Here is a 24,273-nt window from a genome sequence, read left to right on the forward strand (position 1 = left end):
AACGGTCAGGCGGTACGCGCCCCCACGGCGTTGAGGGCGATCTTCGCGTACTGCCGCGCCATGTCCTCCGGCGAGCTCGGCCCGTGGGGGTCGAACCAGGTCGTGATGGCCTGGCACATGCCGAGCAGCGCCCGGGCGGTGTCCACGGAGTCAACTGGGTGGAACACGCCCTCGGCGGTCCCCTTGTCGATGATCTCCACCAGGAGCACCTCGAGCCGCTTGCGCATGGCCACGTAGTGCTTGCGGTTCTCGGGCTCGAGGTAGCGCATCTCCCGGTCCAGTGCCATCGCCCCGACCTCGCGGGTCAGGTGCAGCACAATGGCCTCCACGAGGTGGGCCATACGCTTCTCCGGCCGGTCGCCCGCGTCGTCGAGCGCGCGCTCGACGCGGGCGAGCACGGCGACCATGTTGAGCTCGAGCACCGCCACGAGCATCGCCTGCTTGTTCTTGTAGTGGTAGTACAGCGCCGGCACGGTGACCCCGGCGCGGGCGGCGATGTCCCTGACCGATGCGCCGTGGTAGCCCTTTTCGTGGAAGACCTGGCGCGCCCCGGCGAGGATCGGCGCGTGCTCGGTCGGCTGGACCTCCCGCCAGCTCCCGGCAGCTTTGACTCCTTGCTTCGAGGTCACCAGTGTCGTCCCCTTGGATCGTGGCTGAGCGGGCGATCGCTCATCCTCTCCCACTATACGGGTTCATTTCCCCGCAGTCTTCACCGATACCCGCTGCCATCCATGGAAAGAGGGAAGAAAGTAATGACCGCGGCCGATCGCACGAAGAGCGTCTTTCAAACCGACAACCGGAAAATGCGTCCGCAGCAGTCGTCCTCATGGGACGACCTCGGCTGGTCGCCCGGCCAGGGCGGCGCACGAGTAAGCAAGGTGACCGTTGGGCACCAGGGCGATGTGAACGCACCGGTGATCGTCATGGTTGAGTTCCCGCCGCACGCCGTCGTCCCCCCGCACTCACATCCCTCCGACTACGTGGAGGTGATCCTCTCGGGATCGCAGCAGGTGACCGGCAAATGGCACCACGCGGGCGACGTCCGGATCGTCAAGGCGGGGACCGGCTACGGCCCTCTGATCGCGGGTCCGGAGGGCGCCGTCGTGGCGATCGTCTTCAGCAGCGGCGACATGGCGCCGACCTGGCTGTCCAAGGACTCCACCGGCGCCGAGACCGAGTGACTAACCGATGGGCGCCAGCCCGATATCCTCGGCATACCAGCTCGCGAGCACGTCGCCGTTGATCGGCACCTCGATCAGGTAGGGCGTGCGACGGTGGACGGCATCCGCTACCAGGCGGCCGATCTCGTCGAGGTCGGCCGCTCGGCCGGCCGACAAGCCGAGCGCCCGGGCCAGCCCGGTGAACGAGGGGTTGTCGAACTCGGCTATGCCGCTCGGCAGACCGGCGTGGCGCAGGGCGTGGACCTCGGCCCCGTAGGCGTTGTCGTTGAGTACCACGACGATCAGGGGCAGCCGGTACCGGGCCGCGGTGTCGAGATCGCCCAGACTCATCATCAGCCCGCCGTCGCCCACGATGGCGACGGTGCACCGGCCGGGCGCCGCGATCGACGCGCCCACGGCCGTGCCCACGGCCATTCCGATGGCCCCGAAGCCCAACGTGAACAGGAAGTCGGTCGGCGCCGAGGCGCGCAGGTACATCGCCGGGAAACCGCAGAAGTGGCCACCGTCCACGACGACCGTCCGTTGCACGGGAAGTGCCTCGTCGAGATGGCACATGACCACACGCGGGTCCAGCCCATCGCCCTCGACTGCGTCGAAACGAGGCGTGCCGCGCAAGGTCGTCAACTCGCCAACGACCTCGGGGTTACGGAACCCGTCGACCGGCTCGACCGGCTCGCCCGGCAACGCGTCGAGCAGCGCCCGAACGGTGCGGGATGCGCTGCCGTGCACCGGCACCCGGCGGCCCGGGAAGCCGTTGCCGAGAACCTCACGGGCGTGATCGCAGTGGATGACGGTCGCGTCGGGAATCAGCGACGCGTCATCGCCGACGCACCGACGGTCGAGGCTTGTCCCTACGGCGACCACGCAGTCGGCCCGACGGAGCAGCCGACGGACACCCGGTGTCGCCAGGCTGCCCGCGATACCGAGGTCGAATGGGCTGCCGTCGAAGAGCCCCTTCGCGGGCAGGGTGGTGGCCAGCAAAGCTCCCACCCGATCGGCGAGCCGCTCCATCGGCTCGCGGGCCGAGTCCACCACGGCGCCTCGGCCGGCGAGGACGACGGGGCACGTGCTGCGCCCGAGCAGGTCCGCCGCACCAGCGACGTCCCCGTCGTCCGGCGGGATCGCGGCGGCGGTGGCGCCCGCGGGCCTGGGCCACCCGAGTGGAAAGGCGCTCCGTTGCTGCGATGTCGGCACCTGCACCACGACGGGCCGCCTCGTGCTCGCGGCCTCCGCGGCCGCAAGGGTGACCGCGTGGCCCCAGTTGCGCTCGCCGTCCAGGTCGGCGAAGCCCACACCGGTCGCGTCAGCGAGCGTCGCCTGGTCGAACCACTGGCTGGACGTCCTCGGCACGGTGCCGGTGAACACCAGGAGCGGGCTGTGGTGGCGAGCGGCGGTGGCGAGCGCCGTCACCCCGTTGGTCAGCCCCGGGCCCTGGGTGACCACCACCGCCGCCATGCCGCCGCCACGCCTGGCGTATCCGTCCGCCATGTTGATCGCGGCCGCCTCGTGCCGGGCGGCGACGTACGAGCAGCCGGTGCGCCCGGCGAAGTCAGCGGCGATCTCCAGCGACCCGTTCCCGGCGACGCCGAACATCGTTCTGATCCCCGCCCGCTCGACACCGGCAGCGACCACCTGGTACCCGAACGCGGTCTCCACGCCACACCTCCCCGCCGGGCCGGCATCCCGCCGACACCCGCCACGACCAGCCAACACGTCGCCCAGCGGTCGATCACAGCCTTGACACCGTCGCGGCCTGGAGGGCAAACTGAGCGAGCGTTCGCTCTTGCGAGCATACGCCCGGGCTGCCCGGTGGTACAGCCCGTTCCGTGAAGGGAAATCGTGCTATGACAGCGCCGAGAATCCAGATCTGCAGCCCCATCGGACATCCGCGAGATGCGCCGCCGGAGACTGTGGTCGCGCGAGAACCGGAACGGAAACGGGCCCCGGGCCTGGACGGTTCCGTGGTCGCCTTCCGAGTGCAGTGGGAGAGCTTCGACACCTTCATGGAGCGGGTCGGGTCGAACCTGCGCGACCGGTTCGGCGTCGTCGACGTGAACTGGTGGAAGCTGCCGAAGCTGCCGGACTGGTCGCGGGCGAGCCAGCTCGCCGTGTTCGACCGGCAGCTGACCGACCTCGCGGCGCGCAGCGACTGGGCGATCGTCGGCCTCGCGGCTTGAGGCTCCTGTACGTCATGGAGTGTCCATGACGCCGTCAACTCCCTGCGCCACGGCCTGCCCACGGTGACAGTCGTGACCGAGCACTTCAAGAGCCTCGCCGAGATGGCGGCGAAGGCGAAGGGGGTCGAGCTGCCGATGGTCGTCGTCCCGCACCCGTTCGAGACGCTGCGTCCGAAGGTGCTCGCGGCCCTCGCGGACGAGAAGGTCGACGAGATCGTCGGCCTGATCGAACAACAACTCTAGGACCGTTCGAGACGTTGCGGGAGGAGGGGTCGTGTCGGAGACCACGCGAGCCGAAAGCGGTGAATACGTATCGGACATTCTCGAGTGGACGTTGCCGGACGAGTTCACCGACGACGTGAGCGCGGCGGCGTTCGAACGGTCGGTGGACGAGGGATGGGGCGACGGCCTGCCCGTCATCGCGCCCACGCGCCAGCGGGTCCGCCGGATGCTCGATGCGGCCGACCTCTCGGCCGAGGATGTCGTGGCCGTCCTGCCGCCGAGGAACGGCGTCGCGACCGCCGAGAAGATCGCGGCCAACGCGGTCATGGCGGGGTGCCGGCCGCAGGACATGCCGGCTGTGGTCGCCGCGGTGGAGGCCGTCGCGATCCCGGAGTACGAGCTATACGGGACGAACACGACGACGAACCCGTGTGCACCGCTGCTGATCGTGAACGGCCCGGCACGAGCGCGTCTCGGTCTGAACACCTCCTGGGGCATGTTCGGCCCATGCTTTCGTCCCAACGCGACGATCGGGCGGGCACTCAACCTGACGCTGATCAACATCGCCGGTCGGGTGCCCGGCGAGATCAGCAAGGGTACCTACAAGATGCCGGGCGCCTTCACGCTGTGCGCTGCGGAGTGGGAGGAGGAGAGTCCCTGGGAGCCGCTGCACGTGTCCCGAGGCTTCGCCGCGACCGACTGCGTCGCCACCACGCTGTCGGTCGCCGGTACGACGAACATCGTCGACAGCGACAGCCATACGGGCATGGACCTGGCGTACACCCTCGCGCACACGATGAGCATCTACGGAACCAACTCCTGGATCTTCTACGGGCAAGGTGAGTCGGCCCTCATGCTGTCGCCTCCCCACGCGCATCTGCTGGCGGAGTCATTCGACACCAGGCGTGAGCTCCAGGAGTTCTTCCATGAGACCTGCCGCATACCGCTCCAGCACTTCCCGGAGTTCCGCATCGAACGCATGCGACGCCGCGGCCTCCACGTCATCGACGAGCGAGGCGTATGGATCAGCAACAGGCCGGACCAGTTCATGGTCTTCGTCGCCGGTGGCCCCGGCGGTTATCACTCCTGCTTCCTGCCCGGGTTCGGCGACTCGTACGCGACCAGCAGGCCGTTCTAGCATGGGCATGACCACGGAGATCATCGGCGCCGCCGAGCGCACACCCAGCCGGTCCGCGGAGGGCGTCACGGTCCCGGAGCTCCTCGTAGAGATCGCGGGCGCCGCGGTGGACGACGCCGAGATCGCACTCCGGGATGTCGACGGCCTGCTGATCGCACCGCGGGTCATCGGCTCCCCGCTGACGATGCCGGCGACCGTCGGCGAGTACCTGGGCAGCACACCGTCCTATCTGGACATCGTGGATCTCGGCGGGGCGACCGCGGTCGGGATGATCGCGCGTGCGTCGGCTGCGATCGCGACAGGGTTGTGCCGGCGGGTGCTGTGCGTGCTCGCGGACACCCTCGATCCCAAGTCCTTCTACCAGCGTCCCGTGCGCTGGGAGGGCGTTCCGGCGGCGGAGTTCGAGCGCCCGTTCGGCCCGATGGGCACCACAGCCGGCTACGGCCTGATCGCGCAACGGCATGCGTTCGAGTTCGGCACGACGGACGAGCAGCGGGTGAAGATCGCCGTCGACGAGCGGGCCAACGCCGCGATGAACCCCGCCGCCCTGTACCACGGCACGCCGCTCTCGACGGAGGACGTACTGGCCTCCGACCTGATCGCGGATCCGTTGCACCGCCACGAGATCGTGACGCCGTGCACCGGCGCGGCGGCCTTCGTCGTGGCCGGCGACGGAGCGGGCGGGGCACGACGCGTGTCCGTGGCCGGGTATGGCGAGCTGACCACCCATGTGTCTCCGGCGCAGGCCGGCGACCTCATGACCTCGGGTCTGGCCGGCGCCGCGCGGCGGGCGTTCGACGACGCCCGGGTCGCGCCACCGGATGTCGACGTGGCATTGCTGTATGACTGCTACACGATCGCGGTCCTCATCGCGCTGGAGGACGCCGGCTTCTGCGCCAAGGGGCGAGGTGGCCCGTTCGTGGCCGAGCACGACCTGACATTCCGGGGCGACTTTCCGCTCAACCCGCACGGCGGGCAGCTCTCCTTCGGACAACCCGGGCTGGCCGGCGGGGCGGGGCACGTCGTCGAGGCAATGCGGCAGCTGACCGACACGGCCGGCGACCGCCAGGTTGACGGTTGTGAGCTCGCGTTCGTGTCCGGTAACGGAGGAATCATGGGTGAGCAGGCGTGTACGGTCCTGAAGAGAGTCTGAGCGGCGGAGATGTCCCAGCCCCCGCCCCGCCCGGTGTCAGCGCCCGGACCGATCAGCGAACCGTTCTGGCGGGCGGCCGCGAAGGGCGTCCTCGCGATCCAGCGCTGCTCGTCCTGCCGCACGGCGATCCTCTATCCGCGAGCGCGCTGCCCGCGGTGTGGATCGCGGAGCCTGGCGTGGGAGCCGGCTCACGGACTGGCCACTTTGTACAGCTTCTCCGTGGTGCGCCGCGCGGTGCACCCGGCCTTCCGCGCGCGCCTGCCCTACGTGTACGCGCTGGTCGAGCTGTACGAGGGCCCGCGGCTCGTCACCAACGTCGTCGACTGCGACATCTCGGCGTTGCGCATCGGGATGGAGCTCGAGGTGGTGTTCGAGATGTCGGGTGACATCGCCGTTCCGTTGTTCCGCCCGGCGCGGGGAGATCGGAGGATCGAATGAACCAACCACATGGCACCGACATCGATGTCCGCAAGAACGGGTTCTGAGGGAGTCATGACAGCACACAGCGAGAACAAGCAGGCCACACTTCCTCGATTCCGGAAGCAGACCTACGAGATCGGGAGCCAGGCCCCGGACTTCGACGAGGCGGCGCTCGAAGTCACCCGCGCTCTCATCGGTCTGGACTTCCGCGCCGCCCGGGCGACGCTGGACATCTCCGAGGACGTGTGCCGGGACTACTGCAACTACATGGGCAGCCGCAATCCGCTCTTCCTGAGCCAGGATTACGGTCGCACATCACGCTGGGGCGGCATGCTCGCGCCGCCGACGATGGTCGGCGTCGCGATCACCGCACCCGGTCTGCGCGGCGTGCAGTGGATCGCGGGAAGCCGGGGCTGGGAGTGGTACCGCCCGATCCGCCCCGGGGACCGCATCGTGCAACGCGGCAAATACACCGGCTGGGAGGTCAAGCGAGGCAGGCACGCGAACACGTTCGCCATCCAATACGGCCAGCTGGAGTGTCACAACGAGCAGCGCGAGCTCGTGGCGCGCGGCTTCGTCTCCTACATCAGGACCGCCCGTGCCGGGTCCCGCAACGCGATGAGGTTCGAGCCGCGGCGCAAGACGTGGACTCCCGAGGAGGTCCAAGAGTTCGTCGAGGCTCGCCGCCGCGAGACCATCCGCGGCGCTGAGATCCGCTACTGGGAGGACGTGTCGGTCGGAGACCGCATCGGTCCGGTCGTCTATGGCCCGCTTCGGCTGACCGACATCGCGCTGACCGGGGCGTTCAACGACAGCGGCGCGCTGCACGGTGAAGGACTCGCGCACCTCGGCGCCCACTACTACCAACTGGAGAACCGCCGCCGGCACCCCGCCGACTCGTTCCTGAACGAGGAGACCGGAGTGCACGACCATCCGCACCGCGGTCACTGGGAACCGCACATGGCCACGCAGGTGGGCATGCCCGGCATGTACGACGTCGGCAACCAGCGGGCCACCTGGTTCTGCCGGCTCGTCACTGACTGGATGGGCGACGACGCGTTCGTCGAGCAGCTGAACGCGCGGCTGGTGCGACCGAACGTGGTGTCGGACGTGAACTGGGTGGAAGGCGTCGTGGAGGCCAAGGAGCAGGGCGAGCACGGCCCGGTCGTGCGATGCCGTCTCGTCGCCAGGAACCAGCTCGACGAGACGACCATGGACGGGGTCGCACGTGTCCGACTGCTCTCGAAGGAGATGTGAATGACCGCCACGACATCCGCCACCCGACTGGCGAAGCAGACCGACACCGCCTCGGCGCACGGCGGCTTTAGGCAGAGCCGACGCATCCACAATCGACAGTTCACACGCAACTCGCGGCGGTGGTTGCGCTCCATCGGCGAGCGAAACCCACTGTTCCTCAACGAGGGGTACGCCGCTACCTCGACGGTCGGCACACTGGTCGCACATCCACTGTGGCTGTTCTCGGCGGCGGACACCATCGTCACACGTGGCCACCCGGAGCTGCACGCGATGCTCGCCGCTGTGGACTGGCGGTTCGATCGCTGGGTCCGGGTGGGCGACCGGGTGAGTCCGATGAGCCGGATGACCGAGCAGCGTGAGACGACGAGCTCGTTCGCCGGCAGCGTGATCCTGCAGACCGGTGAGACCATGTTCCTCGGCTCGGATGGGCGCAGCCTCGCCACAGCCCGGACCACGACCGCCCGCTTCTCCCGCGAGGAGGCCGTCGCCCGCGGCAAGTACACGAAGGACCGCGAGCCGTACAGATACTCCCAGGAGGACCTGTTCCGCATCGAGGACGGCTACGACCACGAGACCGTGCGCGGCGCCCGAGCCCGCTGGTGGGAGGACGTCGAGATCGGCGACGCGCTCGACCCGGTCGTCAAGGGACCGCTGACGTCCGAGGACATGCTCGAGTTCATCGGGGCGACCCGACCGGCGCCGGCGTACGGGCGGTTCGACGACCAGCTCGAACACGAACCCGGCGCGGGCTTTCTGGACGACTGCGGGATCCGGGAGGCGTGGACCGCGTCGCTCATCGACGCGTCCGTCGCGGCCCGCATTGGCCTACCCGGTCCCCATGACGCTGGCATGGACCGGATCTCCTGGCTCGGCAGCCTACTCACGAACTGGATGGGTGATGACGGCTTCCTCAGCCGGTTCGCCGTCAGGCTCATCCGGCCCGTCCATCTCATGGACGCCGTGTGGTGCACCGGCGAGGTGCGGGACAAGCACAACTCCCGCGGCTCGAAGTACGTCGTGTGCTCGGTACGTGCACACAACCAGCGAGGCGAGCTGACCGCGGAGGGCACCGCGGAAGTGGAGCTGCCGGGACGGGACGGCTTCCACCCGCTGCGGAGCGGGCGGTGAGCGGCATGGCCGACGGGCGCACGAACGGCGCCGGCCGCCCGCGGCTCCCCCTCGCGGGCCTGCGCTGCATCGACTACGGGGTCTGGCACGCGGGACCGGCGGTGACCGCGATGCTCGCCGACATGGGTGCCGACGTAGTGAAGATCGAGAACCGGCACGGCGACCCGACGCGCCGGTTCTCCCGCTACCACGGATACTCGGTCCGTCTGCCCCGCGGCGACTGCGTCCACATGCAACTGTCCAATCGGGGCAAGCGGTCCCTCTCGCTCGACGTGTCGACCGAGCGGGGCCGGGCCATCGCGACGAAGCTCATCGCGGACGCCGACGTGTTCGTCACCAACCTGCGCGAGGAGCACCTGCGGCGCGTGCGGCTGGAGTGGGCCGACCTCGAGGCGATCAACCCCCGGCTGGTGTACACCCACGTCACCGGCTTCGGTCCGGAGGGACCCGCCAGCGCACGGCGGGCGTTCGACACGCTCGCGGTCGCACAGTCGGGACTGCTCTCGGTGTTCAACCCCGACGAGCCGGAGCCGTTCCTGTTTGGCCTCGGGGACCAGATGGCGGCGGTCACCGGCGTGATGGGAGTGCTCGCCGCTCTGCACGAACGTACGACGACCGGTCGCGGCCAGCTCGTGGAGACCTCGCTGTACGGGGCGCTGCTCCACCTGGTCGCGATGCCGCTGCACATCCAGCTGGCCATTGGTGAGGCGATCCGTCCACCCGCACGGGACGAGGTGTTCAACCCGCTGACCACGTGGTTCCGTTGCCGGGACGGCAAATGGGTCATGCTCTCGGAGAACATGCCGGACCAGAAGTGGCCGCTGTTCTGCGTCTGTGTCGGGCGGGAGGACTGGATCACGGACCCGCGGTACGAGAACCTCCGAGCGAGGGGAAGGCACGCGCGCGAGCTGATTCACGAGATCGACACGATCCTGGCGACGCGCGACTCGGACGAGTGGGTACGCGTCTTCGCGGACGCCGATCTCGCGGTCGCGGTCATCAGCACGCTCACGGACGTGGCGACCGACGAGCAGGCCACGGTGAACGGCTATATCGCAGCGCAGGAGTATCCCGACGCTCCGTTCACCCGGCGAGGTGCGGGCTTCCCGGTCGCTTTCGGCGGGCACGCGCGCACGGAGTTCGCCAGGGGTCCGATGCTCGGTGAGCACTCGGTGGAGATCCTCCACTCACTCGGCTACACGAACGACGACATCCGGGACCTCGTGGACGACGGCGTGGTCGGTGCCGGTGACACAGCCGAGGCCGACCAGGTGACCGGCAGCGCCGAGCGCTCACCGTAGGGAGGGCAAATGACCGTCTCGATCGAACGGCTGGACGGCGGAATCGCGGTCATCACCATCGAGCGCGAGCGTTCCGGCAATTCCATCGACGGGCACACCGGTCACGGGTTGAACACCGCCTTGAGCGAGCTCGAGGCCGAGGTGTCGATCCGTGGCGCGGTGATCACCGGCGCCGGCGACCGGTACTTCTGCACGGGGATGGATCTCAAGGAGTTCGGTCGTGGGAACACGCGCGGCATCGTGTCGTCGAAGAACGGGTTCGCCGGGATCGCGCGGCGGAAGACACGGCTCCTGCTCGCCGCCGCGGTGAACGGGCTGGCGCTCGGTGGCGGCTTCGAGATCGTCCTGGCGTGCGATCTGGCGGTCGCCTCCGAGCAGGCTCGGTTCTCGCTGCCGGAGGTGAAGAGAGGGTTGATCGCTGCCGGTGGCGGCCTGGTGCGGCTGCCCCGGACGCTCCCGCCGAAGATCGTGACGGAGCTCGCCCTGACCGGAAACGAGATCGGTGCCGAGCGCGCACTGTCGCTCGGGCTCGTGAACTCGGTCGTCGCTCCCGGTGAGGAGGTGCCGGCGGCGATCACCCTGTTGCGAGCCGTGTTGGCGAACGCGCCCGCGGCCGTCGCCGCCTCCCGGGATCTCATCCGCCAGACCCCCTACCTCGACGAGGAGGAGGCCTGGCTGGAGTGCCGCCGCCAGCTCAAGGAGGTGCTGGCGGCCGGGGAGGCGCGGGAGGGCGCCGACGGCTTCACCCGAGGTGTCGCACCCACGTGGCCGGCCGCGGTGGACGGGGCGGAGGCCTAGGTCGTCGCACGACCGGCCGGTGAACCTGGTACGACACACTCTCCGGGAGAAGCCGAACCGGTGAGCGAGGGGGCCGCATGTGGGAGGACCGGCGGATCGGGAGCCAGGCTCCGCTGTGGCGGCTGGGCTCGCCCGTCCTCGTACTGCGGGTCGGGTGGCCGGTCCTGCTCCTGGCCGTCGCCTCGGTCGCGGTCGTGGTGTTCGGCCTCGCGGATCCGGGCTCCGGGTTCGTCATCGCGGCCTGGGTCTTCGGGTGCCTCGGCGGGGCGATGCTCATCGGGGCGGCGATCGGGTACGTGATCCTTCGGCGGACCTCCGCGAAGGTCGGGGACTACGCCGCCGCCGAAGGTCTCGACTTCACCGTCCGGAACCGGCGCCTCACCGGCGGCTGGCGGATCGCGCCGGACTGCGACGGAGGGCTGTCGCGCGACGTCATCACCGGCACGGTGCACGGCCGGGGGCTCGTGTCGTTCCTCCACCAGTCCTATGTAGACGCTGGTCGCGGTCGGGCGTTGCTGGGCGGCCGCGCCCCGGGGCGTGTCGTGGGCGTTCGGGTCACCGTCCTGGACGTCGGCCGCCCGCTGCCCACCGTGGAGCTGACGCCGCGACGGCTGCCGCGGGTGGAGAACCGGACGCTGCCCGCGGACGACCCGGTCGCCATCGGCATGCCGGAGATCGAGGCCGACTACCACGTGGCGACCGACGACCCGGCGTTCGCCGCCGAGCTGCTCTCGTCGGCGGTCGTCGCCGCGCTCCGGTCCGCCCCGCAATTGACCGTGCGCACGTCGGGCACGCGGGTGGTCGTGCTCGCCTCGCCCCTGACGACCGTGCACGGGATCGCGGCCGGTGTGCGCCTGCTCGACGTCCTCAGCGCGCGGGTGGACGAGCTGGCCGACACCCCAGCGACCCCGGCCACCCCGCCACCGCGGAGCACGGCCTACGTCCCGCCCTCGGTACGGCGCTGGCGGCTGGCACCGTTCGGTGACCTCCTCGTCGAGGCCGGCATGGCGGACGTGCGGCGCGGGCTGGTCCGGGACCGGCCCTTCCTGACATTCGTCCGCGAGCGCGTCATCGGTGGCGACGAGGAGCGGCAGGTCCAGCGCGAGCAGGTGATCGCGGTCGCGCTGCCGGCCCGGCTGCCGCGCCTGGAGGTCTGGCCCGAGAACACGCTGCGCCAGATCGCCCCGAGCATGGCCGTACGCGAGGACATCGACATCGAGAGCGACGACTTCAACCGCCGATTCCAGGTCGCCGCGCACGACCGCAAGTACGCCGTCGACGTGCTCAACCCGCGCGCGGTCGAGGCCCTGCTCGCCGTCGCGGACTTCGAGTGGCGCATCGACGGCAGCGACCTGGTCGGGATCTGGGACGCCACCACCGCCGACCCCGACGCGGTCCACACCCGCCTGCACGCGCTGACCACCGTGGCCGAGCTCATCCCGGCACACGTCGTCGCCGACCATGGCTGGGCCGCGGAGCCGGCCGACGTGGACACGGCGACCGAGGGCGTGGACCATGCGTTGCCTCCGCTGCGCGCCGTGCACGTCGTGCTCGCGACGGTGGTCGGGCTCGTGGTCGCCGGCGCCGGCGTGCCCATCGCTCTCGCCGTCTCCGACGACGACCGGCCCGGTGCCTGGGCCGGCGGGGTCGTCGTGGTCGTCGTGATCACCGTCGTCGCGGTGGTCCTCACCATCGTCTTCGCCCGCGTGGCCGACAGCGTCCGGCTGAACAAGGCAACCAGCAGCCGCGAGCCCACCCGTGACGGCTCAGCGCCGTCGCGGTGACCTCCCCGCGGGGCTCTCCGCGCGCACGAACGTCGTGATCGCGCCGACCCCGGCACGTTCGGAGCCGGCTCGGAAGGCGTCGTCGACGGAGCCCGCGGGCCACGTGCTGCGCGTCGAGCGCCGGCCGAGGCGATACTGGCCGCGTGACGACCACGTCCGACTACGACAGCGACCCGGACCGGTTCCGGACCGGCACGAGGGTCACGGCCGCGCATCTGCGGCCGGGCGTGAGCCTGTACGAGAAGATCGCCGGGCTGCTCACCGAGCGTGGCGTGCGGCGGGTGCTCGACCTCGGCTGCGGCGAGGGCGCGCTCGGTGCCGCCGTCGGCACGGTGTTCGGCTCGGTGTTCGGCTCAAGGTTCGGCACCGACGCCCCGCTGGTGGTCGGCCTGGACACGTCGTCGACGATGCTCTCGGCCGTGGCCCCGCCCGTGACGCGGGCCGACGCCACGGCGATTCCCTTTCGCGACAACGTGTTCGACGCGGTCGTCGCGGTCAACGTGCTCGACCACCTGCCCGATCCACTGCCCGCGGTCCGGGCCGCGCACCGGGTGCTGCGTCCCGGCGGCGTGCTGGTCGCCGGCGCGATCAGCCGCCGCGACTCGCCGGAGCTGGCGCCGGTGTGGCGGCCGGAGCCGACGCCCTTCGATGCCGAGGACGCACCCGACATCGTGGCTTCGGTCTTCGGCGAGGCCGATGTGGACGGTTGGGATGCCCCGCTGATGACCCTGCCGGACACCACGGCGATCACCGACTACCTCATCGCCCGGTTCGTGCCGGCGGAGCGGGCGGCCGTGGCCGCACGCGGGCTGCCGGCGCCGCTCGTGGTCACCAAGCGCGGGACGCTGGTGATCGGCCACAAGGCCTGACACGGTGTCAGGTCAAACATGCCGAGCCGAAAACATATCAAGCTGATTTGATGTATTCTGCGTGCGTGGCTGACAACCCGACGCCCGTCGACCTGGCACCGCCGGCGTTCCTCCAGCTGGCGGGGAACGCGGTGCGCTGGCTGTTGCTCACCGAGCTCGCCCGCGGCGACCTGCGGGTCGGCGAGCTGACCGCGAAGGTGGGCCAGCCGCAGAACGCGGTCTCCTACCACCTCGGACGCCTGCGTGCCGGCGGGCTCGTGTCCATGCGGCGCAGCTCGGCCGATCAGCGGGACACCTACTACCACGCCGAGCTGACCCGCTGCGGTGAGCTCCTGGCCGCGACCGGGGTCGCGCTGCACCCCGGTCTGGCCACCAGCCCGACTCCCCCGGGCGGTCGCCGTCGCGGCGCCCGGATCCGGGTGTTGTTCCTCTGCACCGGGAACAGCGCCCGCTCCCAGATCGCCGAGGCGCTCCTCACGCACGGCGCCGGCGACCGGGTCGAGGTCGACAGCGCCGGCAGCCACCCCAAGGACCTGCACCCGAACGCGGTCCGGGTGATGCGGGAGTACGGCATCGACATCAGCGGCCGGCGCGCCAAGCACCTCGACGAGTACGCCGGACGCCGCTTCGACCAGGTGATCACCCTCTGCGACAAGGTTCGCGAGGTCTGCCCGGAGTTTCCGGGCGGTCCGGAGGCGATCCACTGGAGCATCCCCGATCCCGCCGCCGACCCGGCCGGCTGCGCCGCGTTCCGGCGGGTCGCCGCCGACCTTCACACCCGCATCGGGCTCCTCACGCACCGCATCACCACATCCACGACGAAGGGATGACCTGTCATGACACCTGGACGGCACCAACCCACGGTGACTACAAGCGTTGATTCCGGGGAGGCGCGGCAGGCATGACCAAGCCCGACGACAGCACGGTCAGCGTCCGCTACATCGTCGACGACGTCCAGGCCGCCATCGACTTCTACACCACCCACCTCGGCTTCACCCTGCGCACCGCGCACCTGCCCGCGTTCGCGGACGTCACCCGCGGCCCGTTGCGGTTGCTGCTGTCCGGATCGGACAGTTCCGGCGCCCGCGCCACACCGGCCGACGCCGCCACCGCCGGCCGCAACCGCATCCACCTCACCGTCGACGATCTCGATGCCGAGATCGACCGCCTGCGCGACGCCGGACTGTCCTTTCGCAGCGACGTCGTCTCGGGCCCCGGCGGACGCCAGATCCTGCTCGCCGACCCCGCCGGCAACCTGGTGGAGCTGTTCACCCCCGCGACCTCCGGCTGACCTCGCCGGCCGAGCATCCGAAAAGGACGGTCAGGACTCGTCGGGCGGCGTGGGGGTGGTCGGTCGGGTAGAGCGTGTCCGCCTCGTGCGCGGGGACGGACTCGGCCGCGGCGACCGAGAGCCCGTCGACGCACACGGGCGTGGTGGTGTCGCCCGGCGGCGCACCGCGCCCACGTGGATCGTGCGACCCGTACGCCCGTAGAAGCGCGTCGATCGCGCGGACCCGCCGGGTGCGCACGACCCGGAGCATGCCCGCCTCGACGAGCACGTTGACGTTGTGCGCGACCGTGCTCCTGGGTCGCTTCACCGCGGCGGCCGGCTCGGCCACGTTGGCGGCACGCTCGAGCACGAGCTCCAGCAGCGTCCACCGCTGCGAGTCGATTGGTCTAAAGTTCCGGATCGTTCGGCACAGGCTTTCGGAGAGGACGTCGCATGGCCGAGATTCTGTTCTTCCACCATCTGCAGGGTCTGACACCGGGCTTTCTCGCCCTCGCGGACGCCATCCGGCGGGCCGGGCACACCGTGCACACGCCGGACCTGTTCGACGGCAGGACATTCGACAGCATCGACGAGGGCATGGCCTACACCAAGAGCCTCGACGTCGACGTGACCGAGCAGGGTGTCCGGGTGGCCGACGAGCTGCCGGCCGAGATCGTCTACGCCGGGGTCTCGTTCGGCGTGATGGCCGCGCAGCAGCTGGCCCAGACCCGGCCCGGAGCGCGTGGCGCGCTGTTGCTCGAGGGCGCGGCGCCGCCGGACTACTTCGCACCCTCCTGGCCGGCGGAGGTCCCGGTCCAGTTCCACGCCATGGACGACGACCCGTTCTTCGTGGGCGAGGGTGACGTGGAGTTCGCGCGAGCCATTGTGGTGCAAGCGAAACAGGGCGAGCTGTTCCTCTACCCCGGCAAGGCGCACCTCTTCGTGGACAGCGGGCTGCCCTCCTACGACGCCGACGCCGCCGAGCTCGTGCGCCGGCGCAGCCTGGACTTCCTCGCCGCGCTCTGACCTCGGGCGGCCGGGGTCAGGCGGTCTCGGTCGGGGTGTGGCGGGCGACCGCCCGGCGAGCGATCGCCCAGCGGTGGGTCTCGGATGGACCGTCGTAGATGCGGAACGGCCGGGCCTCCCGCAGGAACCGCGCCAGGAGCACGTCGTGGGAGATGCCGACGGCACCGCACATCTGGACCGCCCGGTCGACGACCCGCCAGACCGCCTCGGCGACGAACGTCTTCGCGATGGAGGTGAGCCGGGTGGCCGAGCGGCCCTGGTCCAGCTCCCAGCAGGCACGCAGGATCAGCGCGCGGGACGCCTCGATGTCGATCTCGTTGTCGGCGATCATCTGCTGCACCATGCCGAGGTCGGCGAGCCGGGTGCCGAACAGCTCCCGCCGCACGGTATGACCCACGGCGATGTCCTGGGCCCGCCGGGCGATGCCGAGCCAGCGCATGCAGTGGGTCATCCTGGCCGGGCCGAGGCGCACCTGGGCGTAGGCGAAGCCCTCGTCCACCGCGCCCAGCACCGCGTCGTCGGAGACCACGCAGCCCTCGAACCGCACCTCGCAGTGCCCGCCGATCATGCTCTCGTCGAGCGTCTCGACGTGCCGGACCAGGCGCATGCCGGGATTGTCCGCGTCCACCAGGAACATCGTCGCGCCGCCGCGGTCGCCCGCCACGCCGGACGTGCGGGCCATGCAGATCGCGAACCCCGCGCCGTCCGCGCCGGTGATGAACCACTTGTGCCCGTCGATGCGCCAACCGCCCGGGACCCGCACCGCCGTGGTGGCCAGGGCCGACGGGTCCGAGCCCGCGCCGGGAGCCGGCTCGGTCATCGCGAAGCAGGAGCGGATGCTCCCACCGGCGAGCGGCGCGAGGTAGCGCTGCTTCTGCGCCTCCGTCGCCACCTCCGCCAGCAGGTGCACGTTGCCCTCGTCCGGGGCGGCGATGTTCAGCGCCAGCGGTCCGAACAGCGAGTACCCGGCGGCCTCGAACACCGGTGCCCGATCACACATCCCCAGCCCGTGCCCGCCGTAGGCACGCGGTGCGTGCGGCGCGAAGATCCCGGCGTCCCGTGCCGCCCGCTGGAGCTCGAGGCGCGCCTGCTCCCCCGCCGCGGAGATCACCCCGCCGTGGCGTTCCTCCAGCGGCACCACCGTGTCGCGGACGAACTCCTCGCTCCGCCGGACGAGGTCCTCGACGTCCTCGCCGTGCCGCAGGTCGATCGCCATGACCCCTCCTCAGCCTCGTAGCTAATACGCGTTAGCCACGACGAGGCTAACTCAGCGACCCGAATGGCGGCAGTAGACTCCACGCGCGGCTATCGTTGGATAGCCCACAGCGAGGAGGGACATGGCCGGCGAGGCTGGCACCACGACGCGGTACGCCGCGATCCGCGACGCCGCCCTGCGACTGTTCGCCCGCGACGGGTACGCGGCCACCACCATGGCCGACATCGGTGCCGCCGTGGGAATCCGCGGACCCAGCCTGTACAAGCATGTCGTGTCGAAACAGGACCTGCTGGCCCAGATCATGCTCGACACCATGGCCGCGCTGCGCGAGTCGCACCAGGCCGCGGTGCGCGGCAACACCGACCCCGCCGTACGGTTGCGCCGCGCGGTCGAGGCACACGTGCGCTACCACGCCCGGCACCGCCTGGAGGCGTTCGTCGGTAACCGCGAGATCCGCAGCCTGGACGAGCCACACCGCGAGGCCGTCCTGGCCAGCCGCGCCGACTACGAGCAACGATTCCGCACCCTGGTGCGAAACGGCGTCCGCGCCGGCCGGTTCGACGTGACGTCGGTCCGCCTCGCCTCCTACGCCATCCTCGACCTCGGCATGGGCGTCGCCGCCTGGTACCGCGAGGACGGCGAGCTCTCCGAGGACGAGATCGTCTGGCACTACGGCGATCTGGCCCTGCGCATCGTCGGCGCCACGTCCACGGACGGCTAGCGTCCCGTCCTGGCGCGCTCGCGCAGCACGTACTTCTGGATCTTGCCGGTCGCCGTCTTCGGGAGCTCGGTGAACTCGACGCGGCGGGGCGCCTTGAAGCGCGCCAGCCGGGCACGCACGTGCTCGACGAGCTCCTCGGCCGTGACCTCCGCGCCCGGTCGCAGGGTCACGTACGCCGCGGGCACCTCGCCCCACCTCTCATCGGGCACGCCGACGACCGCCGCCTCCAGGACCGCCGGGTGGGCCGCGATCGCCTGCTCGACCTCCACCGAGGCGATGTTCTCACCACCGGAGATGATCACGTCCTTGCTGCGGTCTCGCAGCTCCACGTATCCGTCCGGGTGGCGCACGGCCAGGTCCCCGGTACGGAACCAGCCGTCGGGCGCCGCCGCGCGGGTGGCCTCGGGATCCTTGTAGTAGCCCAGCATCAGGGTGTTCCCGCGCAGGGCGATCTCCCCGACCGTGGTGGCGTCGGACGGCACCTCGGCACCCGCGGCGTCGAGCACCCGCAGGCCGTCGACCGTGTAGGTGCGCACACCCTGCCGCGCCTTGAGGCCGGCCTGGTCCGGCGCCGGCAGCGTGTTCCACTCCGGCCGCCAGTCGCACACGATCGACGGGCCGAAGGTCTCGGTCAGGCCGTACAAGTGGGTCACGTCGATATCGAGCGCGGCCATCTTCTCCAGGATCGCCGGCGTCGGCGGCGCCCCACCGGTCGCGATGCGCAGCCGGCGACCCACCGGGCGCCGCACCGGTGCGGCCTGCTCGGCATGGGCGATCATGGTCAGCACGGTCGGCGCGCCGTTGAGGTGGGTCACGCCCTCCTCCGCGATCAGCCGCCAGACCTCGGCCGGGTCGACCTTGCGCAGGCACACGTGCCGCGCGCCGGCCGCGGTGACCGCCCACGGGTAGCCCCAGCCGTTGCAGTGGAACATCGGCAGCGTCCACAGGAACACCGACGACACGTCCAACCCGGCGTGCCCCACCTGGGACAGCGCCTGCAGGTACGCGCCCCGGTGGTGATACATCACGCCCTTCGGCCGGCCCGTGGTCCCGCTCGTGTAGTTGATCGCCAGCAGCGCGCGCTCGTCCGGCGGCCGGCTCGCGAGCGGCGGTGCGGACGCGATCAGCCCGGCGTACTCGTCCCGCCCGCCGTCGTGCCCGCCGTCGTGATCGCCGTCGTGATCGCCGCCGTCGTGATCGCCGGCCCGCACCAACCGCAACCCCGGCAGCGCGGCGGCGATCTCCCGCGCCACGGGCTCGAACTCCGCCTCGTACAGCAGCACCGCCGCCTCGCTGTGGCCGACGATGTAGGTCAGCTCGGCCGGCGCGAGGCGGATGTTCAACGCCACCAGCGCGACCCCGGCCCACGGCACCGCGAAGTGCGCCTCCAGCATCACATGGCTGTTCGTGGCCAGCACCGCCACCGGCCGCCCGCCGGCCAACCGGGCCAGCCCGCCGGCAAGCCGCATGCACCGCTCACGCAGCTCGCCGTAGGTCAACCGCAGCGCGCCGTCCACCACGGCGACCCGATCCCGATGCGCCTCCGCCGCCCGCTCCAGGTGCGCGGTGGGCGTGAGCGGCTCGTAACCCATGTCGACCGTCGTCTCGCCCATCAGTACCTCCCATTGGCTAATGGACGTTAGCCGACACTCTAGTGCGGTGGCCAGCCCGCGCACCGGCGCACCATCCGAGATCCACGGCGCCTCGCCGCGTGGACCGACCCGGTGACGGACGTCGACGAGCGGATGCCGCGCCTGTCGCGGGAGTTCCACACCCTGCTCGTCGAGCTCGCCGGCAACCGCATCCCGCACATCTTCGACACGATGACGTACCACATCCTGGCCGTGGCCGAACGGTCCTGTGTAGACGCCCAGGCCGACGAGGGCCATCGTCGCCGAGCCTACGAGGTGGCGGTGAGGTCCCACGCCCGCGTGGTGGACCTGATCGAGGACGGCGAGTTGTCCCCACCGGCACCGGTCCGGTCGGGGACACTGTCCCGCCATGGACGGTTCGGAGTCGACCCGGCGGGAGCTGCAACGGCTCGCCGGCGAGGTGCGCTGGTTGACCGAGCACGCGAGGGCGGCGGACCCGGCGCCCCGGGACCTGGTCGCCAGGTGCACGATCTTCGCGGCGACGCTCGCCGTGCTGCTCGCGTACTGCCTGCCGTGGGGGCGGGTGGGCGAGGACGGCAGCTACAGCCCCGCCGACGCGCTGCGGCTGAGCGGGTGGCAGCTGGTGGACTACTGGGTGGACGACGTCGAGTCCGGGCTGGGCACGTTCATCGCCAGGTACGTGGTGATCACCGTCGTCCTGGCCGCGATCGCGGGCCTGTGCCTGCTCGTGCCGATGCCGAGGGTGGTCGGGCTGGCGCTGTCCGTGCTGCTGTGGCTGCTCACCGTCGGCCTCGCGGCCACGATCATGACCGACACCGAGCGGCTGGAGTTCGCCTTCGAGCTGACCGCGTGGGTGGCGGTGATCGTCACGGGCGCACTGGCATCGTCGTGGACGTGGTGGACGGCCATCACCGAAGCCGGCTGGTGGTCGCCCACGAAGGACTAGATCGAGCCTCAGTCGCGCCCGCGCCATTCGGCGGCGAGCCCCCGGGCACGCTGGGCGGTCGCGTCGCGCAGTGCCCGCACCTCGGGGAGATCACCGGCCTTGCCCTCGGCGATGGCGGCCCAGCTGGTCCGGCCTTCGCGTACCGCGGTGGCGAGAGCCGCGAGCTCGGCGGGTGCGTCCGGGGCCGCCGCGGCCGCTCGTAGGGTCTCGGCGCTCAGTGCGCGCTCGGTCGGCCGGATGGAACCGACGAACTCGCGGAACTCCGGCTCCGCCGCGGGCAGCTGAGTCTTGGTGGCGGTCAGCGCCAGCCGCAGCACGGCCCGCTTGCCCGAGCCCGCGCGGTCCACCATCGCCAGGTACACCTGCGACTGCACGAGCCTGCGCCTGGCTCCGGCCAGATCCGTCACCAGGAACAGCATCTGGGCCAGGCCCGGCACGTACTCGGTGCCGAAGTCGGCGAGCCTGGTGACCGTGACGTCGGCGCCGTCCGCGCGCAGCCGCTCGACGGAGTCCTCGGCCAGCTGCTCCAGGGACACGTCGTCGGTGCGGTACTCACCGGCGAGGGTGATGTTCGCGGTCAGGCCCTCGTCGGAACCGGGCCGTACGGCGACGAACGCGACGTCCGGCGCACCCGCGCCGGCCGGGTCCACGGCCTTCCAGCCGGCTGGGAGCGTGAACTCGATCGGAAAGGGCAACTCAGGCATATCGACCGCCCGTGGCCCAGTGGAAGAGGCTTTCCTTGAAGCCCTCCGCCTGCTCCTCGCCGTAGTCCTTGACCGACTCGGCGATCCCGGCCACGTCGACCTCGAACTCATAGCCGAAGCCGCCACCGACCCCCAGCACGGCGACCATCTTGCCGCCGATCTTCAGCTTGCCGTCCTCGAAACCCGCCTCGCCGTCGAACTCCGCCCCGAGCCCCACGGCGGCCTCGCCCTCGACCGCGGCGCGGGTGCCCGCGACCTCGACCCCGCCCTCGGCGTTCACGGAGACGCCCGCCTGGAACTCGGCGTTCACCTCGGCACCGGTCGGGCCGACCGACGCCTGCGCCGACGCCTCGGCGCCGGCCTCCAGCTCGCCGCTGGCGTCCACCTCGACCGGGCCGATGGTCGCCGAGCCGTCGGCGGTGACCGAGAGGCCGACCCGGCCGCCCGCCTCGACATCGAGCCCCTCGCTGCTGAGCGTCAGCGACGCGTCGGCCTCGACACCCAGCTTGACCTCGGTCGACCCCTGCAGGGTGAGATCGCCGAGTTGGGTCTCGCCCTCATTGGTGTGCTCGAACAGGTTGGCCTCGACACCGAGCTCCCATTCCGCGAGGTTGACCTGAGCATGCGGGCCGCCCGGCTCGTCCTCGTCGTAGTCGCCGAGCTCGCGGCGGTACAACTCCTCGGGGTCGGCTCCGGGCTTGTCGTAGCCGACCGTGGTGTCGCCCAGCCCGTCCAGGTGCGCGTCGGCCGCGACGGCCGACTTGAGCAGCCAGCCCGGCGCCTGCTCGCCGCCGCCGCTGTTCTCGACGAGCCGCGTGCGCAGCGTCGACGCGGCCTCGTCGAGCCGCTTGCGCGCGTCGGTAAGCACCTGCTGGGCCTGCTCGCGCAGCGGCAGACCAGGGTCGTAGAAGGGGCGGCTGAGCTCCGGGGCGTCCTCGCGGAGGTCACGGGTGGCCAGCGTCCACGCCTCGTGGGCCTGGGCCGTCTTCCACTCGCCCTTGGCCCACAGCTCGATGGCCTCCCCCGCCTCACGCTGCGCGGCCCGCAGCTCGCCCGCGTAGTTCCGCAGGTCGTTCGCCCCGGCCGAGAAGGAGTCGCTCGCCCGGTACCAGTTCGCCGCCTCCGGCCCGAACGCGTCCCAGAACGCGTTGGCGGCCGAGCCCGACCAACTCGGGACGCGGACGTCGACCAGACCGTCCGCGACGTTCGCCAGTGCGTCGCCCTCGCGACCCAGCGCGTCGGCGTCACCATCCACAGTGGATGGTTCGCCGGGGATCAGTGCCTTGGGATCGGTGGTCGACCCGAGCTGGCTCGTCATCGGTCCAACTGCTCCCGCACCTTGTTCATCCGCGCGCGGTTGACCGTCTCGTGGTACTCGTAGGTGTCGGCAGAGGCCCGCAGCGCCTTGCTCCCGGACTCGGCACGGGCACCGAGCACCGTGACGGCGATCTGCCACGTCGCGCAGAACCGCTCGGCCGCCCCGTGTGCCGTCGGATGGCCGTACGCGCTCGCGCCCGCCGGGCGTACCTCCATCCGCCGCGCCGGTGCGACGACGTCGGCGATGGCGCCCGCGGCCGCCCTGAGCTCGTCTGTGTCGACTGTCTGTCCGCCACTCATGGCACCTCCGACGGGCCGCCGCGCGCCAGCGATGGTTCCGCCGCGAGCCGGTCCGGACCACTCCCGGCGGTACGACCACGTGCGCAGGCTGGCACGGGAGCAGGCTAGTGCGTCAGGCGCCGACCCGCCGGGTGGTCACCCGGTTCCGGAGCGTGGTGCCTCCGGGCCCGCGGACGGCCGGGGCGGGGGCACGGCCAGCACGAACGGCAGGCGCAGTGGCGAGGCGAGCAGCCCCACGAGGTGCTCGGCCAGCGCGTGCGGGCTCATCTCGCCGCGGGAGACGAACCCGCGCTCCCGCCACTGGCTGAACCTGGCCTTCAGCGTCGCCCGGTCGATGCCCTGCAGGACGTCGGTGGTCGTCGAGCTGATGGCCACGGTGCTGAAGCCGACGGTGGGGTGCTCGTCCTGCAGGCCGCGCGCGAGGGTCTCCAGGCCGGACTTCACGGCGGCGTAGGCGACCAGGCCGGGCCACGGACCGATGACCGCCGCCGACGAGATGAACACGACCTTCCCCCGCACGTCGGTCAGGTGGGGGATCGCCGCCGTCGTCACCAGCGCCGGGCCGATCAGGTTGGTGGCCGCGAGGTCGTGCCACTGGGCGGCGGTGGTGTCGACGACGTCGCACAGGTACGTCATGCCCACCGCCAGCACCAGGTGGTCCAACCCGCCGAACCGGTCCACGGTGCGCGCCACGACCTCGGCGCACTGGTCGGCCTCCCGTACGTCGCAGGTGAGGGCCAGCGCGTCCGGGCCCGCCTCCGCCGCCGCCTCCTCGAGGAGCTCCGTGCGGCGGCCGGCGAACGCCACCCGCGCACCGGCCTTCGCCGCCGCGATGCCGGTCGCCCTGCCGATTCCGGACGACCCGCCGACCACCAGCACCCGGCTGTCACCGAGATCCCCACCGAGATCCCCGCCGCGTTCCCCGTTCATCACATCTCCATCCCGCCGTCGCAGACCAGTACCTGGCCGGTGATGTAGTCGGCTTCGGGCCGGCACAGCAGGTACACCGCACCCGCGGCCTCCGCCACCGACGCCGCCCGCCCGAACGCGGTCCTCGCGAGCATCGCGTCGAGCACGTCCGGCGCGACGTTCGAGGCGTCGCTCAGCCGTGTGTCGACGATCCCGAACGCCACGGCGTTCACGTTGACGCGGTAGCGGCCCCACTCCCGGGCCAGCGCCTTCGTCAGCCCGATGAGCCCGGCCTTCGCCGCCGAGTAGCTCGTCTCGCCGGCCACCCCGTGCAGTGCCGCGACGGACGAGACGTTGACGACCTTGCGGTGCACCGGCCGGCCCGCCGACCGCTCCGCCCTGGCGGCCTTCGCGATCAGCGGCTGTGCGGCGCGCAGCAGCCGGAACGGCGCGGCGAGGTGCACCTCGACGATGTCGTCCCAGTCGCGGTCGGTCAGCTTCTGGATCACCGCGTCCCGGGTGAACCCCGCGTTGTTGACCACGATGTCCAGCCCGCCGAAGGCGTCGGCGGCCGTGGCGACGAAGCGGTCCGCGAACCCGCGTCCGGTGATGTCGCCCGGGCAGCCGACAGCCGCGGCGCCCGCCTCCGCGATCTCGCGCACCGCCTCGTCGAGGACGTCGGCGTCGAGGTCGTTGAGGACCACCGCGGCGCCCGCGCCGGCGAGCGTGCGGGCGACCTCCCGCCCGATCCCGCGTCCCGCGCCGGACACGAGGGCGACCCTGCCCTCGAGCACCGGCGGCCGCGTTCCACGACCGGGCACGG

26 protein-coding genes and 1 pseudogene are annotated in these 24,273 nt (G+C 71.2%); 17 read left to right on the top strand and 10 right to left on the bottom strand.

What is annotated here, in order from left to right; translation table 11 throughout:
* Positions 1-5 precede the first annotated feature (5 nt).
* On the bottom strand, positions 6-629 hold the full coding sequence (locus tag ACRDTB_RS07325) for a TetR/AcrR family transcriptional regulator (protein ID WP_431429216.1): 624 nt from the start codon (positions 627-629) through the stop codon (positions 6-8).
* A 123-nt stretch (positions 630-752) separates the two neighbouring features.
* Between ACRDTB_RS07325 and ACRDTB_RS07330 the strand changes: the two genes are divergently transcribed.
* Complete coding sequence (locus ACRDTB_RS07330) at positions 753-1,181, top strand: hypothetical protein (protein WP_431429217.1); 429 nt, start codon at positions 753-755, stop codon at positions 1,179-1,181.
* On the opposite strand, the gene ACRDTB_RS07335 is transcribed toward ACRDTB_RS07330, so the two are convergent.
* Entirely contained in the window at positions 1,182-2,837 is a 1,656-nt protein-coding gene (locus tag ACRDTB_RS07335) for a thiamine pyrophosphate-binding protein (protein ID WP_431429218.1), read from the bottom strand.
* A 305-nt stretch (positions 2,838-3,142) separates the two neighbouring features.
* Here ACRDTB_RS07335 and ACRDTB_RS07340 point away from each other — a divergent pair, with 305 nt between their 5' ends.
* From ACRDTB_RS07340 to ACRDTB_RS07400, 13 genes and pseudogenes are all read left to right on the top strand, one after another.
* Positions 3,143-3,358 (top strand): hypothetical protein, encoded by a 216-nt coding sequence (locus ACRDTB_RS07340; RefSeq protein ID WP_431429220.1) that lies wholly within the window; start codon positions 3,143-3,145, stop codon positions 3,356-3,358.
* Between the two features lie 12 nt (positions 3,359-3,370).
* A pseudogene (locus ACRDTB_RS07345) lies at positions 3,371-3,601 on the top strand (UGSC family (seleno)protein); the annotation flags it as partial.
* Between the two features lie 31 nt (positions 3,602-3,632).
* Positions 3,633-4,718, top strand: a complete 1,086-nt coding sequence (locus ACRDTB_RS07350; RefSeq protein ID WP_431429221.1) for a hypothetical protein — start codon at positions 3,633-3,635, stop codon at positions 4,716-4,718.
* Positions 4,719-4,725: 7 nt separating this feature from the next.
* On the top strand, positions 4,726-5,871 hold the full coding sequence (locus ACRDTB_RS07355; protein WP_431429222.1) for a thiolase family protein: 1,146 nt from the start codon (positions 4,726-4,728) through the stop codon (positions 5,869-5,871).
* A 9-nt stretch (positions 5,872-5,880) separates the two neighbouring features.
* Positions 5,881-6,309: a Zn-ribbon domain-containing OB-fold protein gene (locus ACRDTB_RS07360; protein ID WP_431429223.1), complete on the top strand. Its 429-nt coding sequence runs from the start codon at positions 5,881-5,883 to the stop codon at positions 6,307-6,309.
* Between the two features lie 54 nt (positions 6,310-6,363).
* Positions 6,364-7,548, top strand: coding sequence for an FAS1-like dehydratase domain-containing protein (locus ACRDTB_RS07365; protein ID WP_431429224.1), 1,185 nt, complete (start codon positions 6,364-6,366; stop codon positions 7,546-7,548).
* Complete coding sequence (locus tag ACRDTB_RS07370; protein ID WP_431429226.1) at positions 7,549-8,676, top strand: FAS1-like dehydratase domain-containing protein; 1,128 nt, start codon at positions 7,549-7,551, stop codon at positions 8,674-8,676.
* 5 nt (positions 8,677-8,681) lie between these two features.
* Entirely contained in the window at positions 8,682-9,977 is a 1,296-nt protein-coding gene (locus ACRDTB_RS07375) for a CaiB/BaiF CoA transferase family protein (RefSeq protein WP_431429255.1), read from the top strand.
* A gap of 9 nt (positions 9,978-9,986) precedes the next feature.
* Positions 9,987-10,775 carry an enoyl-CoA hydratase-related protein gene (locus tag ACRDTB_RS07380; protein ID WP_431429227.1) on the top strand — a complete coding sequence of 263 codons (789 nt, stop codon included), beginning with the start codon at positions 9,987-9,989 and terminating at the stop codon, positions 10,773-10,775.
* A 77-nt stretch (positions 10,776-10,852) separates the two neighbouring features.
* Positions 10,853-12,559, top strand: a complete 1,707-nt coding sequence (locus ACRDTB_RS07385; protein WP_431429228.1) for a hypothetical protein — start codon at positions 10,853-10,855, stop codon at positions 12,557-12,559.
* A 143-nt stretch (positions 12,560-12,702) separates the two neighbouring features.
* Complete coding sequence (locus ACRDTB_RS07390; protein WP_431429229.1) at positions 12,703-13,428, top strand: class I SAM-dependent methyltransferase; 726 nt, start codon at positions 12,703-12,705, stop codon at positions 13,426-13,428.
* 65 nt (positions 13,429-13,493) lie between these two features.
* A complete protein-coding gene (locus ACRDTB_RS07395) occupies positions 13,494-14,258 on the top strand; it encodes an ArsR family transcriptional regulator (RefSeq protein ID WP_431429230.1) in 765 nt (254 codons plus the stop codon).
* Between the two features lie 71 nt (positions 14,259-14,329).
* Positions 14,330-14,719, top strand: a complete 390-nt coding sequence (locus ACRDTB_RS07400; RefSeq protein ID WP_431429231.1) for a VOC family protein — start codon at positions 14,330-14,332, stop codon at positions 14,717-14,719.
* On the opposite strand, the gene ACRDTB_RS07405 is transcribed toward ACRDTB_RS07400, so the two are convergent.
* Positions 14,697-15,068, bottom strand: a complete 372-nt coding sequence (locus ACRDTB_RS07405) for a hypothetical protein (protein ID WP_431429232.1) — start codon at positions 15,066-15,068, stop codon at positions 14,697-14,699. The genes ACRDTB_RS07400 and ACRDTB_RS07405 overlap by 23 nt on opposite strands.
* A gap of 83 nt (positions 15,069-15,151) precedes the next feature.
* Here ACRDTB_RS07405 and ACRDTB_RS07410 point away from each other — a divergent pair, with 83 nt between their 5' ends.
* Complete coding sequence (locus ACRDTB_RS07410) at positions 15,152-15,724, top strand: dienelactone hydrolase family protein (RefSeq protein ID WP_431429234.1); 573 nt, start codon at positions 15,152-15,154, stop codon at positions 15,722-15,724.
* A 16-nt stretch (positions 15,725-15,740) separates the two neighbouring features.
* On the opposite strand, the gene ACRDTB_RS07415 is transcribed toward ACRDTB_RS07410, so the two are convergent.
* Positions 15,741-16,940 (bottom strand): acyl-CoA dehydrogenase family protein, encoded by a 1,200-nt coding sequence (locus ACRDTB_RS07415; RefSeq protein WP_431429235.1) that lies wholly within the window; start codon positions 16,938-16,940, stop codon positions 15,741-15,743.
* A gap of 121 nt (positions 16,941-17,061) precedes the next feature.
* Here ACRDTB_RS07415 and ACRDTB_RS07420 point away from each other — a divergent pair, with 121 nt between their 5' ends.
* The gene (locus tag ACRDTB_RS07420) at positions 17,062-17,661 is read left to right on the top strand and encodes a TetR/AcrR family transcriptional regulator (RefSeq protein WP_431429236.1); all 600 of its coding nucleotides are present in this window, start codon (positions 17,062-17,064) and stop codon (positions 17,659-17,661) included.
* Here ACRDTB_RS07420 and ACRDTB_RS07425 read toward each other — a convergent pair.
* A complete protein-coding gene (locus tag ACRDTB_RS07425) occupies positions 17,658-19,274 on the bottom strand; it encodes an acyl--CoA ligase family protein (protein WP_431429237.1) in 1,617 nt (538 codons plus the stop codon). The two genes, ACRDTB_RS07420 and ACRDTB_RS07425, sit on opposite strands and share 4 nt — an antisense overlap.
* Positions 19,275-19,662: 388 nt before the next feature.
* Between ACRDTB_RS07425 and ACRDTB_RS07430 the strand changes: the two genes are divergently transcribed.
* The gene (locus ACRDTB_RS07430) at positions 19,663-20,220 is read left to right on the top strand and encodes a hypothetical protein (RefSeq protein WP_431429238.1); all 558 of its coding nucleotides are present in this window, start codon (positions 19,663-19,665) and stop codon (positions 20,218-20,220) included.
* A gap of 8 nt (positions 20,221-20,228) precedes the next feature.
* Here ACRDTB_RS07430 and ACRDTB_RS07435 read toward each other — a convergent pair whose 3' ends face one another.
* The 5 genes from ACRDTB_RS07435 to ACRDTB_RS07455 form a co-directional block, all read right to left on the bottom strand.
* Positions 20,229-20,924, bottom strand: coding sequence for a hypothetical protein (locus ACRDTB_RS07435; protein ID WP_431429239.1), 696 nt, complete (start codon positions 20,922-20,924; stop codon positions 20,229-20,231).
* On the bottom strand, positions 20,917-22,242 hold the full coding sequence (locus tag ACRDTB_RS07440) for a putative T7SS-secreted protein (protein ID WP_431429240.1): 1,326 nt from the start codon (positions 22,240-22,242) through the stop codon (positions 20,917-20,919). The genes ACRDTB_RS07435 and ACRDTB_RS07440 overlap by 8 nt, the downstream gene beginning before the upstream one ends.
* Positions 22,239-22,541 (bottom strand): hypothetical protein, encoded by a 303-nt coding sequence (locus tag ACRDTB_RS07445; RefSeq protein ID WP_431429241.1) that lies wholly within the window; start codon positions 22,539-22,541, stop codon positions 22,239-22,241. The genes ACRDTB_RS07440 and ACRDTB_RS07445 overlap by 4 nt, the downstream gene beginning before the upstream one ends.
* A gap of 135 nt (positions 22,542-22,676) precedes the next feature.
* On the bottom strand, positions 22,677-23,471 hold the full coding sequence (locus ACRDTB_RS07450; RefSeq protein ID WP_431429243.1) for an SDR family oxidoreductase: 795 nt from the start codon (positions 23,469-23,471) through the stop codon (positions 22,677-22,679).
* Positions 23,471-24,271: an SDR family NAD(P)-dependent oxidoreductase gene (locus ACRDTB_RS07455; RefSeq protein ID WP_431429244.1), complete on the bottom strand. Its 801-nt coding sequence runs from the start codon at positions 24,269-24,271 to the stop codon at positions 23,471-23,473. The genes ACRDTB_RS07450 and ACRDTB_RS07455 overlap by 1 nt, the downstream gene beginning before the upstream one ends.
* Positions 24,272-24,273: the final 2 nt, after the last annotated feature.

The organism is Actinophytocola sp., assembly GCF_050699935.1.
Classification (GTDB): Bacteria; Actinomycetota; Actinomycetes; order Mycobacteriales; family Pseudonocardiaceae; genus Actinophytocola.